The sequence below is a fragment of the Cryobacterium sp. W22_MBD10_FK3 genome (assembly GCF_052113745.1).
GTDB lineage: Bacteria > Actinomycetota > Actinomycetes > Actinomycetales > Microbacteriaceae > Cryobacterium.
Window position 1 is genome coordinate 45316 of sequence record NZ_JBGQOH010000014.1, and the last position, 12943, is coordinate 58258.

General features: G+C 70.8%; 16 protein-coding genes and 1 riboswitch. Of the genes, 5 read left to right on the forward strand and 11 right to left on the reverse strand.

Translation table 11 applies throughout. The annotated features are described in order from the left end of the window. Positions 1-8 precede the first annotated feature (8 nt). From ACEN2M_RS13260 to ACEN2M_RS13270, 3 genes are all read left to right on the forward strand, one after another. Entirely contained in the window at positions 9-608 is a 600-nt protein-coding gene (locus ACEN2M_RS13260) for a TetR/AcrR family transcriptional regulator (protein ID WP_441648599.1), read from the forward strand. 264 nt (positions 609-872) lie between these two features. Then, the gene (locus tag ACEN2M_RS13265; RefSeq protein ID WP_441648600.1) at positions 873-2099 is read left to right on the forward strand and encodes a sensor histidine kinase; all 1227 of its coding nucleotides are present in this window, start codon (positions 873-875) and stop codon (positions 2097-2099) included. Then, the gene (locus ACEN2M_RS13270; RefSeq protein ID WP_441648601.1) at positions 2087-2746 is read left to right on the forward strand and encodes a response regulator; all 660 of its coding nucleotides are present in this window, start codon (positions 2087-2089) and stop codon (positions 2744-2746) included. Before ACEN2M_RS13265 ends, ACEN2M_RS13270 begins: the two co-directional genes overlap by 13 nt. A gap of 153 nt (positions 2747-2899) precedes the next feature. On the opposite strand, the gene ACEN2M_RS13275 is transcribed toward ACEN2M_RS13270, so the two are convergent. Further along, a complete protein-coding gene (locus ACEN2M_RS13275; protein ID WP_441648602.1) occupies positions 2900-3526 on the reverse strand; it encodes a DUF7010 family protein in 627 nt (208 codons plus the stop codon). Positions 3527-3569: 43 nt separating this feature from the next. Between ACEN2M_RS13275 and ACEN2M_RS13280 the strand changes: the two genes are divergently transcribed. Both ACEN2M_RS13280 and ACEN2M_RS13285 read left to right on the forward strand, forming a co-directional pair. Continuing rightward, complete coding sequence (locus ACEN2M_RS13280; RefSeq protein ID WP_441648603.1) at positions 3570-3845, forward strand: helix-turn-helix transcriptional regulator; 276 nt, start codon at positions 3570-3572, stop codon at positions 3843-3845. Next, complete coding sequence (locus ACEN2M_RS13285; protein WP_441648604.1) at positions 3842-4327, forward strand: hypothetical protein; 486 nt, start codon at positions 3842-3844, stop codon at positions 4325-4327. Before ACEN2M_RS13280 ends, ACEN2M_RS13285 begins: the two co-directional genes overlap by 4 nt. 121 nt (positions 4328-4448) lie before the next feature. Here the strand turns inward: ACEN2M_RS13285 and ald are convergent, their stop codons facing one another. The 10 genes from ald to ACEN2M_RS13335 form a co-directional block, all read right to left on the reverse strand. Further along, the gene (gene ald / locus ACEN2M_RS13290) at positions 4449-5555 is read right to left on the reverse strand and encodes an alanine dehydrogenase (protein ID WP_441648605.1); all 1107 of its coding nucleotides are present in this window, start codon (positions 5553-5555) and stop codon (positions 4449-4451) included. Between the two features lie 232 nt (positions 5556-5787). After that, positions 5788-7449 carry a cation:proton antiporter gene (locus ACEN2M_RS13295; RefSeq protein WP_441648606.1) on the reverse strand — a complete coding sequence of 554 codons (1662 nt, stop codon included), beginning with the start codon at positions 7447-7449 and terminating at the stop codon, positions 5788-5790. Between the two features lie 88 nt (positions 7450-7537). Further along, positions 7538-8773, reverse strand: a complete 1236-nt coding sequence (locus ACEN2M_RS13300; protein WP_441648607.1) for an RNA polymerase sigma factor — start codon at positions 8771-8773, stop codon at positions 7538-7540. A gap of 23 nt (positions 8774-8796) precedes the next feature. Further along, entirely contained in the window at positions 8797-9222 is a 426-nt protein-coding gene (locus ACEN2M_RS13305; protein WP_441648608.1) for a YciI family protein, read from the reverse strand. Positions 9223-9393: 171 nt separating this feature from the next. Continuing rightward, positions 9394-9771 (reverse strand): fluoride efflux transporter CrcB, encoded by a 378-nt coding sequence (gene crcB / locus ACEN2M_RS13310; protein WP_441648609.1) that lies wholly within the window; start codon positions 9769-9771, stop codon positions 9394-9396. Further along, positions 9768-10223, reverse strand: coding sequence for a CrcB family protein (locus ACEN2M_RS13315; protein WP_441648610.1), 456 nt, complete (start codon positions 10221-10223; stop codon positions 9768-9770). The genes crcB and ACEN2M_RS13315 overlap by 4 nt, the downstream gene beginning before the upstream one ends. Further along, positions 10223-10933, reverse strand: a complete 711-nt coding sequence (locus ACEN2M_RS13320) for a 2,3-bisphosphoglycerate-dependent phosphoglycerate mutase (RefSeq protein WP_441648611.1) — start codon at positions 10931-10933, stop codon at positions 10223-10225. The genes ACEN2M_RS13315 and ACEN2M_RS13320 overlap by 1 nt, the downstream gene beginning before the upstream one ends. A gap of 71 nt (positions 10934-11004) precedes the next feature. Next, a riboswitch (Fluoride riboswitch) is annotated at positions 11005-11077 on the reverse strand. A gap of 10 nt (positions 11078-11087) precedes the next feature. Next, the gene (locus ACEN2M_RS13325; protein WP_441648612.1) at positions 11088-11513 is read right to left on the reverse strand and encodes a universal stress protein; all 426 of its coding nucleotides are present in this window, start codon (positions 11511-11513) and stop codon (positions 11088-11090) included. Positions 11514-11567: 54 nt separating this feature from the next. After that, on the reverse strand, positions 11568-12392 hold the full coding sequence (locus tag ACEN2M_RS13330) for a siderophore-interacting protein (protein WP_441648613.1): 825 nt from the start codon (positions 12390-12392) through the stop codon (positions 11568-11570). A gap of 60 nt (positions 12393-12452) precedes the next feature. Beyond that, on the reverse strand, positions 12453-12923 hold the full coding sequence (locus tag ACEN2M_RS13335) for a hypothetical protein (protein ID WP_441648614.1): 471 nt from the start codon (positions 12921-12923) through the stop codon (positions 12453-12455). Positions 12924-12943: the final 20 nt, after the last annotated feature.

The following is a 12943-nucleotide window of genomic DNA, read 5'->3' on the forward strand; positions in this document are numbered from 1 at the left end:
TGCCGACTGTGCCCCCGACGACCCCGCCCCCGACGACTCCGCCCCCCACGACCCGGCGAGCGGATCCCGCGCGGCGCGACCGCATCATCGACGCCTGCCTCGAGCTGATCGCTGAGACCGGCGTGGCGGGCACCTCGCACCGCAAGGTGGCCGCCCGCGCGAATGTGCCGCTGGGCTCGATGACCTACCACTTCACCGGCATGGACGAACTGCTGCGGGCGGCGTTCACCCGGTTTTCCGACGGCGTTGTGGCCGTGTTCGAGACCCGGCTGGCCGCGGCGGGCACCGTCGAAGAGGCCAGGGCCGCGGTCGTCGGCATCATCGACGATGACCTCCTGGCTTCGCCACACGAACTCGTGCTCACCCACGAGCTCTACGCCCTGGCCGCCCGCAACCCCGAGTACCGCCAGATCACCCACCGGTGGATGCGACGCAGCCGGGCCGCGCTGCAGCGACACTTCTCGCCGGACACGGCGGCCCAGCTGGATGCCCTCATCGAGGGCCTGTCCATCCACCGGGCCCTGGACACCGAGCCTCGCGACCCCCGCCAGACGGTGGATGCCGTGGCCCGGATCACCGGCGGGAGCGCCGGCGGGGTCTCCGGTTAGGGTTGCCACCCCGCTGACGGGGGGCGAGGTCGGTGGCGCCACGTCATGCGGGTCAGGCGCCGCTATGCAGGTGGCGTGCCACCCGCATACCGGCGCCTGACCCGCGCACGTCACCGGCCGCCCGGGGCACCCCTGGGCGGTCGCCCGGTGGTCGCGGGGTGCCCGCGTCCGCTCTCGGCACCGGTACCGCCGACCGAAAGGATGACGCCGCACTCATCCGGCCGGAGGTGCCCGGCACCGAATCGCGGAACTAGGGTTGGTGCGATGAGCACCACACTTCCCCTGATCAGGCCGCCTCACCGTGCTGCGGCCGGGTGGGGACTCCTGTGGCGGATGGGCCTCGCGCTGGTCGTGGGGATCGTACTCTTTCTGTTCTCGTACGGTGAGGCCTTCGAGACTGTGGACCCGACCGGTGCCGGCTCGGTCGCGCTGGGCGGCCGCCTGCTGCTGGACGTCGTGCTGGGTCTCGTCGCCGTGGGCTTGGTCCCCCTGCGTCGGCACGCGCCCCTGCCCGTGCTGCTGCTGATCATCGCGTTCTCGGCCGGCTCGGCGCTGGCGGCCGGCGCCGCAGCGCTCATCGTGGTGTCGGTGTCGACGAGGCGACGGTGGCTCGGGACGATAGCGACGACCGCGATGTATGTGGTGGCGACCGTGCTCTTCGATCTGTGGCTGCCCGCACGGGAACCGACGGCACCGTGGCTGCTCGTGGGGGTGGCTGCCGCACTCAGTTGCATCCTGCCGATCTTCGGCATGTATGTCGGCGGGCGACGGCAATTGCTCGTGTCGCTGCAGGAGCAGGCCGACGGCGCTCGCCGGGAGCAGCAGGCCCAGCGTGAGCAGGCTCAGCTGAGCGAACGCGCCCGGATCGCTCGTGAAATGCACGACGTGCTCGCCCACAGGCTCTCCCTGGTCGCGTTGCACGCCGGCGTGCTCGAGTCCCGGCCCGACCTGCCGGATGCGCAGCGTGCGCTGACCGTGGGGATCGTGCGGGAAAACGCCCACCGGGCCCTCAGCGAGCTGCGCGATGTGCTCGGTGTGCTGCGCGGTCCTGAGGCCGACGGGGAGCAGCAGACGCACCCTCAACCCACCCTGCTGGATCTGCCCGCCCTGCTCGACGAGAGCCGGCTCGCGGGTACCCCGGCCGTTCTCGAGGTCGACGACACGGTGGCCGGGGAGCTCGACGCACTCACCGAGGCCACCAGCCGGCACCTGTTCAGATTCATCCAGGAGGGGCTCACCAACGCCCGGAAGCACGCGCCGGGGCAGCCCGTCTCGGTGTGGATCGGTGGGGAGCCGGGCGGGCGCGTGACGCTGCGGTTGCACAACGCGCTCGTCGGTTCCGAACCCCGGCAGGCCGCCGGAGCGCCCTCCTCCGGGTTGGGCCTCACGGGGCTTCGCGAGCGGGCCCGCCTGGCCGGCGGGCACTTCTCAGCCGAGCGCACCGAGCAGGGCCGATTCGAAATGGGAGCCTGGTTGCCGTGGACGAACTGACGCCGATCCGGGTGGTCCTGGTCGATGACGAAGCACTCGTGCGGTCGGGGCTCCGGCTGATCCTCGAGGGCGACCCCGCGCTGCACGTGGTGGGCGAGGCCTCCGATGGGCAGGCCGGGATGCTGCTGGTCGCCGACAGCCAACCCGACGTGGTGCTGATGGACATCCGGATGCCGCATCTGGACGGTCTGGCAGCCACCCGTGCGCTCCTCGCCCGGCAGCCCGACCTCAAGATCATCGTGCTCACCACCTTCGACACCGACGACCTCGTGCTCACGGCCCTCCGCCTCGGGGCCAGTGGATTCCTGCTCAAGGACACCCCACCGGCGGAGCTCATCGACGCGGTGCGCCAGGTGGCCGCGGGTCGCACGGCCCTCTCGCAGCCGGTGATCACGCAGCTGATCCGGGCCGTCGCCGGTCAACCTGAACGGCAGCGGCGCTCCGAGGCGGTGGCTCGACTCGACAGGCTCACTCCGCGTGAGCGGGACGTGGCCGTCGCCATCGCCGAGGGGCTCTCCAACGCGGAGATCGCCGTGGCTCAGTTCGTGAGTGTCACCACCGTGAAGACCCACGTCGGGCGCATCCTCGACAAACTCGCCGTCGACAACCGGGTGCAGATCGCCATCTGTGTACACAGCGCCGTGTGAGTACCGGTGTGCCGTCTGACCCGGTGGATGCGTCGCGGGCACGATGTGCGGGTGAGGCGCCGCTATGCAGGTGGCGCGCCACCCGCCCGGCGGCGCCTCACCCGCGAACCTCACTCGGCGAGCCCGGGCGAGAGTGCGGCTGCCGGCTGCCGGCTACCGCTGCGGGCTGAGCGTCGTCTCTCGTTGCCGGTGCAGCGCGGCCGCCGAGGCGCGCAGCAGCACCGCGAAGACCAGCAGAACGACCCCGGTGAACCAGGCGCCCGCCGGCATCGGCGCGGGCAGCCAGAACAGCAGCACCACACCGCCGCCCGAAAGCACACCGGCCAGCACGGCGAACAGCCGCATGCCGTAGAGATGCACAAACGGCAGATAGTGCGCGCCCACGATGACCATGGCGGCGGGAAAGAACAGCTCGGGCCGGAGCACTCCGAGCACGATCGCGACCACCATGCCCAGCGGCACCGTGAAGGCGATCTGGGTGGCCAGCGCCTTCTGCGGATGCCCCTTCGGCAGCCCCGCCGGGCCGCCGCCGAGGCGCAGCACGAGCGACGTCAGCGGAAAGATCAGCATTCCGCCGAGGAACAGAGTGGCGATGGCCGCATCCGGTGACCCCCAGGTGGCCACGGCGGCGGCGACCAGCCAGAGCACGCCGGAGACGAGCTGACCGGCCAGGCCGCCGCGGTAGACGCGCCGGATGTCGGCCTGACCCTCGTTGATGTGCACGCGCTCAGTCTCCCAGCGGCGGTGCACGGCGCGCGCCCACCCGTTGGGGGCGTACACGTGAACATTGTGCGCTTGCAGTGAGATGTAGTACATTTACTACATGAAGAAGCAAGTGCAGGATGCACCGCCGCAGTTTTATACGCGGCTTCCGGTGCTCCGTGCCGAACGCGGCATGAGCCGCAAGGAACTCGCCGAGCTGGCCGGTGTGCACTACCAAACCATCGGTTACCTCGAGCGCGGCGAATACAGCCCGAGCCTGGTGCTCGCGCTGCGTATCGCTGCGGCACTCGGGGTTCCGCTCGACGCCGTGTTCTCGCTCACGCCGTTCACCAGCATGGCCGACCAGCTTTACAACCCCGAAGGAGATCACCGATGAGCGCTTCCCCGACCTACCAGCAGCGCCGCGCGGCCAGGCTCGACGACCCCTCGATGGAGCGGTTGCGCACTCCCAGGGCGCGCCGCATGCTGGCCGCCGGACTGATCCTGGTGCTCGTGGCCGAGGCCGTGCTCATCGGAACCGCAGCGCTGGTGCCGGTGGGGGTGTTCATCGGCGGCATGCTGGTGCTCATCGTCGCGATGGTGTTCACTCTGGGCGGCCTGAAGGCCTCCACCCGGGGTGTGGAGGAGCTCTCGCCCGACGTGCTCGACGAACGGCAGGCCCAGATTCGCGGCCTGGTCTATGCGTTGTCGTACCGGGTGCTTTCGGTGCTCTTCGTGCTCACCGTCGTGCTGATGCTCGTGGCCCAGGGCTCCTGGTGGGCCGCGCCGTTCCAGGTGATGGTGATCATCCCGGTGATCTCCTGGCAGCTCATCATCACCATCCCCACCTTCGTGACCGCGTTGCGTATGAAGGTGTAGGGGGCGTTTTCGGGACGCGCGGGCGCCGCGCCGGTAGGCGGGTGGCGCGCCACCCGCATACCGGCGCCTGCCCTGCCTAGCTCCCCGGGGCGCCCCGCGGCTCCCGGGGCGCCGGCGGCGCTCAGCCGCGGGCGGCGGCCAGCGGCAGCCCGAGCGCGGCGGCCACGCCGGCGTTGGTGACGGTGCCGGCGTGGATGTTGAGGCCCGCCGCCAGTGCGGCATCCTCGGCGATGGCCAGTTGCCAGCCCTTGTCGGCGAGGGCGATCACGTAGGGCAGGGTGGCGTTGGTGAGGGCCCGGGTAGAGGTCTCCGGCACGGCACCGGGCATGTTGGCCACGCAGTAGTAGACCGAGTCGTGCACGGCGAAGGTGGGTTCGTCGTGCGTGGTGGGCCTGGAACCCTCGAAGCAGCCGCCCTGGTCGATGGCGATGTCCACGAGCACCGACCCCTTCTTCATGCCGGCGACCATCTCGTCGGTCACCAGCTTGGGCGCGGCGGCGCCGGGGATCAGCACGGAGCCGATCACCAGGTCGGCGTCGGCGAGCTGGGCGGCGATCTCGTAGGCGGTGGAGACCCGGGTCTGCACCTGGCTGTCGAACCGGTTCTCCAGCTCGCGCAGCCGCGGCACCGACAGGTCGATGATGGTCACGTCGGCGCCCATGCCCAGGGCGTTGGCCGCAGCGTGCTCACCGGCCACGCCGCCGCCGATCACGACGACCTTGGCCTTGGGGGTGCCGGGCACGCCTCCGAGCAGGATGCCCCGACCGCCGGCGGCGCTCATCAGGTGATAGGCGCCCACCTGGGTGGACAGCCGGCCGGCGACCTCGCTCATCGGGGAGAGCAGCGGCAGGGTGCGGTTGGGCAGCTGCACGGTCTCGTAGGCGATCGCGGTGGTGCCGGAGGCGAGCAGCGCGTCGGTCTGGGCGCGGTCGGCGGCCAGGTGCAGGTAGGTGAAGAGCACCTGGTCGGCCCGGAGGTAGCCGTATTCGGCGGCGATCGGCTCCTTGACCTTGAGCAGCAGTTCGGCGGCCGCCCACACCTCGGCGGCGGTGTCGAGGATGGTGGCTCCGGCGAGCGCATAGGCGTCGTCGGTGATCGAGGAGCCGAGGCCGGCGCCGCGCTGGATGCTCACCTCGTGGCCGCGGCGGGTGAGTTCGGACACCCCCGCCGGGGTGATGGCCACGCGGTTTTCGTTGTTCTTGATTTCGCTGGGGACTCCGACGCGCATGATGGCTCCTGGATGAGAAACGTGAGAAGGGTGATGGACGGGGGAACAGCAGCGAACAATCCACTGTTTCCTGCAGCAAATAGTGCTGTCTTCCTGTTTCAGTGACGTTTCCACCGAAGAATCACGAAAAAACTCGTTTCCGGGGTGCGGTTTGTCCTCCGGCGGAGCGCGTGGTTCGGCCGGCGACCGCAGATTATTCGGCGGCCACCCCGACCGGGCGGATGCGCATCCGCTAGTCGAGGAGCGGCGTCACCCCGGCCTGCAGGGCGTCGATCTCGTGGCGCACGTCGCCGGCACTACCCGGGAAGATCTGCCGAGCCATGACGGCGTCGGTGAGGGCGGCTCGCTGCAGGTCGAAGTACTCCCCGCTGGTGCTGTCGTCGCGCCCGACCACCGCGGCTGCGGCCACCGCGCGGCCCGCGGCCCGGCCCTCCTCCACCTCGGCGTCTTCGGCGGTGGTGTCGATCTTGAGCCGTTTCGCCAGCCAGGGCAGCGTGGAGCCCTGCATGAGCAGGGTGCCGACCGCCACGATGAACGCGACGGTCTGGATGATGGTGCGGCCGGGGAACGGTGCTCCGGAGGCGATGGTGAGCGGAATGCCGCCGGCCGCGGCGAGGGTGATGATGCCGCGCATGCCGGTCCAGGAGACGAGCAGGTTCTCGGGCGGCGTGAGCACGGTGATGTGGCTGCCGTCCCGCCCGCCCGGCCGGCCGCCCGGGCCGGGGCCTCGGCGCCGCCCGTCGGAACGCCCGTCGGCGTGGGAGTCCGCGGTGTCGGGCCGCCGCGGTCGGCCGCCACCGGTGCGGTCCGGTGCGCCCCCGCGTCGTTCCCGCCGCCGGGCCATCGGGTCGAGGGTGCGCGCCATCCGCTTGGCGTAGATGAGCAGGGCGAGCTGGGCCCGCCCGTAGCTGAAGTACACCCAGGCGAACCGGCAGAGCACGACAGCGACCAGCACGATCAGGCCCAGGCCGATGGTCGACCAGGTGGGTGTGCTGGACTCGGCGAGGTCCTCGAGCACGAACCTGAACTGCAGACCCATGTAGGCGAAGACGAAGGCCTCCAGGATGAGGTCGACGACGGGCCAGAGCGCGGCCTCCTGCAACCGGGTGCGGTAGGCCGTGGAGGGCGTGCGGCTGGAGCGGGTGTGGAAGTGCGACATGCTCACGGTGAAGCCGGCCGCGACGACGGCGATGATGCCGGAGGCGTGCAGCTGCTCGGCGGCGAAGTAGGCCAGGAACGGCACCAGCAGGTTGAGTCCGCTTTCAATGGTGGGGTTGCCCACCTTGGCGCGCACGCTGATGACGACCCGGCCGATGACCACGCCGAGGATCAGGCCGATCACGGCCTCCCAGCCGAAGAGCAGAAACGGGTTCTCGATGAACTCGCGGTCGCCGGTGACGGCGGCCACCGCCACGGCGAACAGGGTGAGGGCGGCGGCGTCGTTGACGAGGCTTTCGCCGGTGAGGATCGAGATCGTGCGGCGTGGCAGGCCGATCTCCCGGCCGTGGCTGACCGTGGTGACCGAGTCCGGCGGCGAGACCACGGCGGCCAGCACGAGTGCACCGGCCAGGCCGAGTTCGGGGGAGAGCCACGAGGTGAGCAGGCCCACCACGGCGGTGGTGAAGAGCACCAGGCCCACGCCGAGGCCGAGAATGCTGCGCAGGTTCTTGACGAAGGCGAAGAAGGAGAAGTTGAGGGTGGCCGAGTAGAGCAGCGGCGGAATCACGACTCCGAGGATGAGTTCTGGGTCGAGTTGCAGCCGGGGCAGGCCGGGGATGAACGAGATGGCTGCCGCCAGGGTGACGGTGACGATGCCGGCCTGCAGCCCGCGGAGGTGGGCGAAGGCGGCGATGATCAGCGCGCCGGTCATCACGAGGAGCAACTGGACGTCCATGGTGCCTGACTTTCTGCGGTCGGTATCGTGCCAGTCTTCCGCATCCCTGAGCCTCTTCCCCGCCGAAGCCGTGGCCGGGGCGCGTCACTCAGAGCGCGGCGGCCTTGGCCAGCAGCACGTCCCGCTCCCGCTCGTTGCCGGTGAGGGCGGCCGCCGTGACGAACGCGGCGCGCGCCTCCTCAGCGCGGCCGAGCCGGGCCAGCAGTTCGCCGCGCACACTCGGCAGCAGCGCCGAGCCGCGCAGGGCGCCGGCGTCGGCGAGCGTGTCCACGATGAGCAGGGCGGATGCCGGCCCGGTCGCCATCGACACCGCCACCGCCCGGTTGAGCTCCACCACCGGGTTCGGCGCGATGCGACCGAGGGCCTCGTAGAGCAGCACGATCCGGGCCCAGTCGGTGTCGTCGACGCTCGCGGCGGTGGCGTGGCACTCGGCGATCGCGGCCTGCAGCGCGTAGCTGCCCCGGCCCCGGCCGAGCGCGTCCGCCCTGGCCAGCGCCGCGCGTCCGCGGCCGATCTGCGCGCGGTCCCAGCGGCCGCGGTCCTGGTCGGCCAGCAGGATGGGCGTGCCGTCCGGGCGTACCCTGGCGCCGAACCGTGACGCCTGCAGCTCCATCAGCGCCACGAGCGCGTGCACCTCCGGCTCCCGAGGGGTGAGGCCCTCCAGCACCCGGCCGAGCCGGAGCGCCTCATTGGCGAGGTCGGGGCGCATCCACTGCTCACCGGAGGTGGCCGCGTAGCCCTCGGTGAAGACCAGGTAGATCACGCCGAGCACCGAACCCAGCCGGGCCCGCCACTCGCTCGGGTCGGGCACCTCGAACGGCACCCTCGCGGCGGTGAGGGTCTTCTTGGCCCGCACGATGCGCTGCTGGATGGTGGCGACCGGCAGCAGGAACAGCCGGGCGATCTCCTCGGTGCTGAGTCCGCCGATCAGCCGCAGCGTGAGCGCCACCTGGGCTTCGCGCGCGAGCACGGGATGGCACGCGATGAAGACCAGGCGCAACACGTCGTCGTCGATCGGCTCCCAGGCATCCGGGCCAGTGCCCGCGCTCGCCGCCAGGTCGTGGGTGATGGCCTGGTACCTGTCGTCGAGGCGCTCCTGCCGCCGCCAGGTGTCGATGGCCTTGCGCTTGGCGACCGCCGTGAGCCAGGCGCCCGGGTTCTGCGGGATACCCGACTCCGGCCACTGCCGGAGCGCGTCGAGCACCGCTTCCTGGGCGAGGTCCTCGGCCAGCACCACGTCGTGGGTCACCCGGGCGAGCGTGGCGACGATCCGGGCGCCTTCGATGCGCCAGACCGCTTCGACGGTGCGCCGCGTGTCGGCCACCGTGCAGCCTCGCCCCGGCCGCGCTAGACCTGGCCGCTCTCCGCGCGCCAGGTCTCCTGCTGCTGCAGCACCGGGTTGTCGGCGAACTCCCCGAAATCGCTCATCTCGGTGACCCTGCGCACCTCGAGCTTCGACCCCGGCCCGAGCGGGCAGCGGTTGGCCCACTGGATGGCCTCCTCCTTCGAGGCGACCTCGATCATCCAGAAGCCGCTGAAGAGTTCGTGGGTCTCGCCGTAGGGGCCGTCGGTCACGAGGGGCGGGTCGGCGGAGAAGTCCACCACGAAGTTGTCGGCCATCGAGTCGGCCAGGCCGTCGCCGGCGAGCATGACGCCGGCCTTGAGCAGGGCCTCGTTGTATGCGCCCATCTTCTCGATGATCTCGTTGAAGTCGGCCTTCTCGTAGTCCTGGCGGGCCGCGTCGGTCGAGCGCATGATCAGCATGTACTTCATCGGATTCTCCTTGGCTGGTGGGGCAGCGGATGCGTCCCTCTACATAGACGTCGAACGGGAGCAGCCCGGATCGACACTGTACTGAAAGAAATCGCGGGTGGAACAAATTCAAGCAGACCGCGGCTCGTTCCAAGCAAAAAGTTCGCCCATGGCCGCGACGCCACTGCCGGGCTACGCGCGAAGGCCCAGCCAGAGGCCGAAGAAGGCGCACGCCACCGAGAGCACGAGCATGCCGAGCCCGTTCACCAGGGTCAACAGGGAGCGCCGGTTCTGGGCCAGGCGCACGGTCTCCACGCTGGCGGTGCTGAAGGTCGTGAAGCCGCCCATCAGGCCGCCGCCGAGCACCAGGTGCCAGGCCTCAGGCAGCCACGCGGACAGGGTGAGGCCGGTGAGCAGGCCGAGCAGCAGCGAGCCGAGCACGTTGATGAGCAGAGTGCCCACCGGCAGGGCTGTCGTCGCCCTGGCGCGCACGACGCCGTCCACGAACAGGCGCAGCGCGGCACCGAGGCCTCCGGCCAACGACACCGCGAGAAAGAGCAGCGGGGTCACGCGGCTTCGCCTCCGATGCGACCGCTGCCGCGTCGGCGGTGCAGCGCGGCCCCGGTGAGAATGCCTGCCCAGGCCGCGAGCGCGCCGACGATCAGGGTGCCCAGGGCGTAGAGCAGCGCCGTGCCGAGGCGCTCGTCGGCCAGCAGCAGGCTGGTGTCGGTGGCCAGGGCGCTGTAGGTGGTGAAACCGCCGAGCACCCCGGTGCCCAGCAGCAGGCGCAGAGTGCGGCGCCGGCCGTCGTCCGGCCCCCGGCGAGCCAGGGTCTCGAGCAGCAGGCCGAGCAGGAACGCGCCCACCACGTTGATGCCCACGATCACCACCGCCACGCCGGCGACCGGAGGCACCGTGATCGCGAGCAGTTGCCGGGCGGCGGTGCCCACGGTGCCGCCGGCGAAGACCAGCGCCAGGTACTGCCAGCGCAGGTGCGGTGCGCGTTCGGTCGGGCCGGGCATCAGGTGCCGCCGTCGAGGGTCAGGGCGAGCGCGGCGGCTTCGGCCCGTTCGGCATCCAGGTAGCGTCGGCCGCCGCCGCTGTAGACCAGTGGATGCCCGGTGGGCAGGTTGAGCCGGTGGATGGCCGACTTATCGAGCCGCTCGAGCACGGCGCAGTAGGCGCGCAGGGAGTTGCCGTGCGCCACCACCAGTACCACCCGGTCAGCCGCCAGCAACGGAAGCACCCGTTCGGTGTGGAACCCGGTGACCCGCGCCATCACCTCGCGGAGCGATTCGGTGCGGGTGAGTGCCTCGGCCGGCAGGTCCGAGAACAGGGCGGTGTTCCCGAACCGCTCGACCTGGTCGTCGGTCAGCGGCGGTGGCGCGGTGTCGACCGAGCGACGCCAGGCCAGGAACTGCGCCTCGCCGAATTCGGTGCGCACGTCGTCCTTGAGCCGGCCGGTGAGCGCACCGTAATTGCGTTCGATCAGCCGCCAGTCCACGCTGACGTCGGTGGCCGACAGGCTCAGGGTGTCGGCGACGACGCGGGCGGTCTGGGCCGCGCGCTGCAGGGGAGAGACGAACACGGCATCCGGCACCAGGGCGTGGCTTTCGAGCAGACCGGCGGCGGCCCTCGCCTCCTCGGCGCCCGTGGCCGACAGCGCGGGGTCGAGGATGCCGGTGAAGAGCCCGGCGGCGTTCGCGGTGCTCTGGCCGTGGCGGAGCAACACGAGGGATCCAGCACCCGGCCTGCTCGTCACGCTCACCCACCAGTCTCGTCGGCCGGCGTCGGCGCGATGTGAAGTCGGTAGGAACCATCAGCGCGGTCGGCGGTTCGAGCGGGTGCTCAGGTGGGATCCATCACCTGGCAAAAGGGTACACCGCTCACTCGGCCTGCCCAGGCAGGTCGTCGAACGACACCGGCGCCAGCGGGATGACCACGACCGGACGATTCTGCCGGTGGGCCAGGTGCATCGCGATCGATCCGGCGAAGAACTCCTGCAGGCTGCCGCGCACGGTGCCGTCGCGGGTGCCCACCACGACCATCACCGCTCGCAGGGATTCGGCAAGCTGTCCGAGCGCCCTGGCCGGGTCGCCGGTGAGCTGGCGCGTGCTCCAGTCGACGTTCTGGTCGATCAGGATGCGGGTGAGGTGGGCGGTGAGGTAGGGGTCGAACTCGGTGGCATTCGGGTTCGCCCAGGCGCACACCAGTTCGGCGTCGAATCGTGCGGCGAACACCGCGGCCTTCAGCACCACGCGGTCGGCCTGACCGGGATAAACGCCCACCACCACGCGCGCTCGGATGCTCATGGCGCCCAGAGTGACAGAAGACCCCGGCCTGCGGTAGGCCCCTATGCGGGCCGGTTACGAAACGGGCAGGATCACGCCGACGGGTTCGCGCTTCTCGGCCTGGAACCTGTCTTCGGTGCGGCCCAGGGCCCAATAGCCCGACAGGGAGAGCTCGGAGCGGTGCACGCCGCGTGCGGAGAACACCTCCCGCAGGCCCTTCATGGCCGAGCGCTCGCCGTGCGCGAAGATCTGCGGCCGGCCGGGCAGCCAGGATGCCGCATCCACCGCCCCGACCAGGAGTGCCGGGTCGGCGCCGAACAGCCACTGGATCTCGACCGCCGGTGGGGCGGCCAGCTCCAGGATTTCGCTCGGGTCGGCCACCTGCACGAGAGCCAGTCCCCGCGCCGTGGCCGGCAGCGCCGCCAGGGCCGAGGCGATGGCCGGCAGGGCGGACTGGTCGCCCGCGAACAGGTGCCACGCCGCACCGCCGTCGGGAGCATAGCCGCCGCCGGGTCCGGAGAACGCCAGCAGGTCACCGGGCTGGGCCGCGTTGGCCCACGGGCCGGCCAGGCCCTCGGCGCCGTGCACGACGAAGTCGATCGAGAGCGTGCGCGCGTCGGGGTCGACCTCGCGCACTGTGTAGGTGCGCGTCACCGGAAGGTCTTCGGGGGCGAGGGTGTGCCGCAGCGCCTCGAGATCGAACGGCGGGGTGAGTCCGAGCTCCGGCTTGGCGAAGTGGATCTTCACGTACTTGTCGGTCGAGTCGTTGGTCACGAAACTGTCGAATTCCTCGCCGGTGAGCACGATCCGCACCAGGTGCGGGCTCAGCTGTTCGCGCCGGAGCACGTGGAGGGTGATCTGCGGCCGGGCGGCGCGGGCCGGGCGGGCGGGGCTGGTCATGGGAGAAGTCATCCCGACCAACACTAAGTTAGGTAACCCTCACTTCACAATCCCGGCGGGCTACCCGAACCGCAGAATCCTGAATCCCGCCGCGTCGAGAGTGGTGAGTCCCAACCGCTGCCGGAACGTGCGTTCCTTCTGGCCCGGCACGACGTTCGAGAGAGCCAGGGCCACATGAATCATGACCTCTGCCGCCACGAGGCGCTGCAGTTTCGGCGGCGCGAGCTTGGACCTGGCGCTCTGCACCACGACGATGCGCACGGCGTCCGGTGCAATGTGCTCATCCAGTTCGCGAAGCAGTGAGGCCGCCTTCACCAACGACGACCGCCGGGCATCACGTTGAATGGCCAGCACCACCACCCGTGCCGGCTGCGACGCTGACGTGCGGTCGGTCTCCGGGATGCCCGACCCTCGTGCGCCGGAGCGCATCACGGCGAGGAGCTCGTCGGCGTCGCCTTCGAGCAGCACCGGTGCGGTCAGGACGTGGGCCGCGATCGCCCGGATCTGCTCCGCTCGCTTCTTCCGTGACATGCTGCCCCCATTCCCTGTCT

Coding starts and splice junctions, on each gene's coding strand:
- ACEN2M_RS13265 (WP_441648600.1), top strand. CDS start 873: ATGAGCACCACACTTCCCCTGATCAGGCCGCCTCACCGTGCTGCGGCC.
- ACEN2M_RS13280 (WP_441648603.1), top strand. CDS start 3,570: ATGAAGAAGCAAGTGCAGGATGCACCGCCGCAGTTTTATACGCGGCTT.
- ACEN2M_RS13285 (WP_441648604.1), top strand. CDS start 3,842: ATGAGCGCTTCCCCGACCTACCAGCAGCGCCGCGCGGCCAGGCTCGAC.
- ald (WP_441648605.1), bottom strand. CDS start 5,555: ATGCGCGTCGGAGTCCCCAGCGAAATCAAGAACAACGAAAACCGCGTG.
- ACEN2M_RS13295 (WP_441648606.1), bottom strand. CDS start 7,449: ATGGACGTCCAGTTGCTCCTCGTGATGACCGGCGCGCTGATCATCGCC.
- ACEN2M_RS13305 (WP_441648608.1), bottom strand. CDS start 9,222: ATGAAGTACATGCTGATCATGCGCTCGACCGACGCGGCCCGCCAGGAC.
- ACEN2M_RS13315 (WP_441648610.1), bottom strand. CDS start 10,223: ATGCCCGGCCCGACCGAACGCGCACCGCACCTGCGCTGGCAGTACCTG.
- ACEN2M_RS13325 (WP_441648612.1), bottom strand. CDS start 11,513: ATGAGCATCCGAGCGCGCGTGGTGGTGGGCGTTTATCCCGGTCAGGCC.
- ACEN2M_RS13330 (WP_441648613.1), bottom strand. CDS start 12,392: ATGACCAGCCCCGCCCGCCCGGCCCGCGCCGCCCGGCCGCAGATCACC.
- ACEN2M_RS13335 (WP_441648614.1), bottom strand. CDS start 12,923: ATGTCACGGAAGAAGCGAGCGGAGCAGATCCGGGCGATCGCGGCCCAC.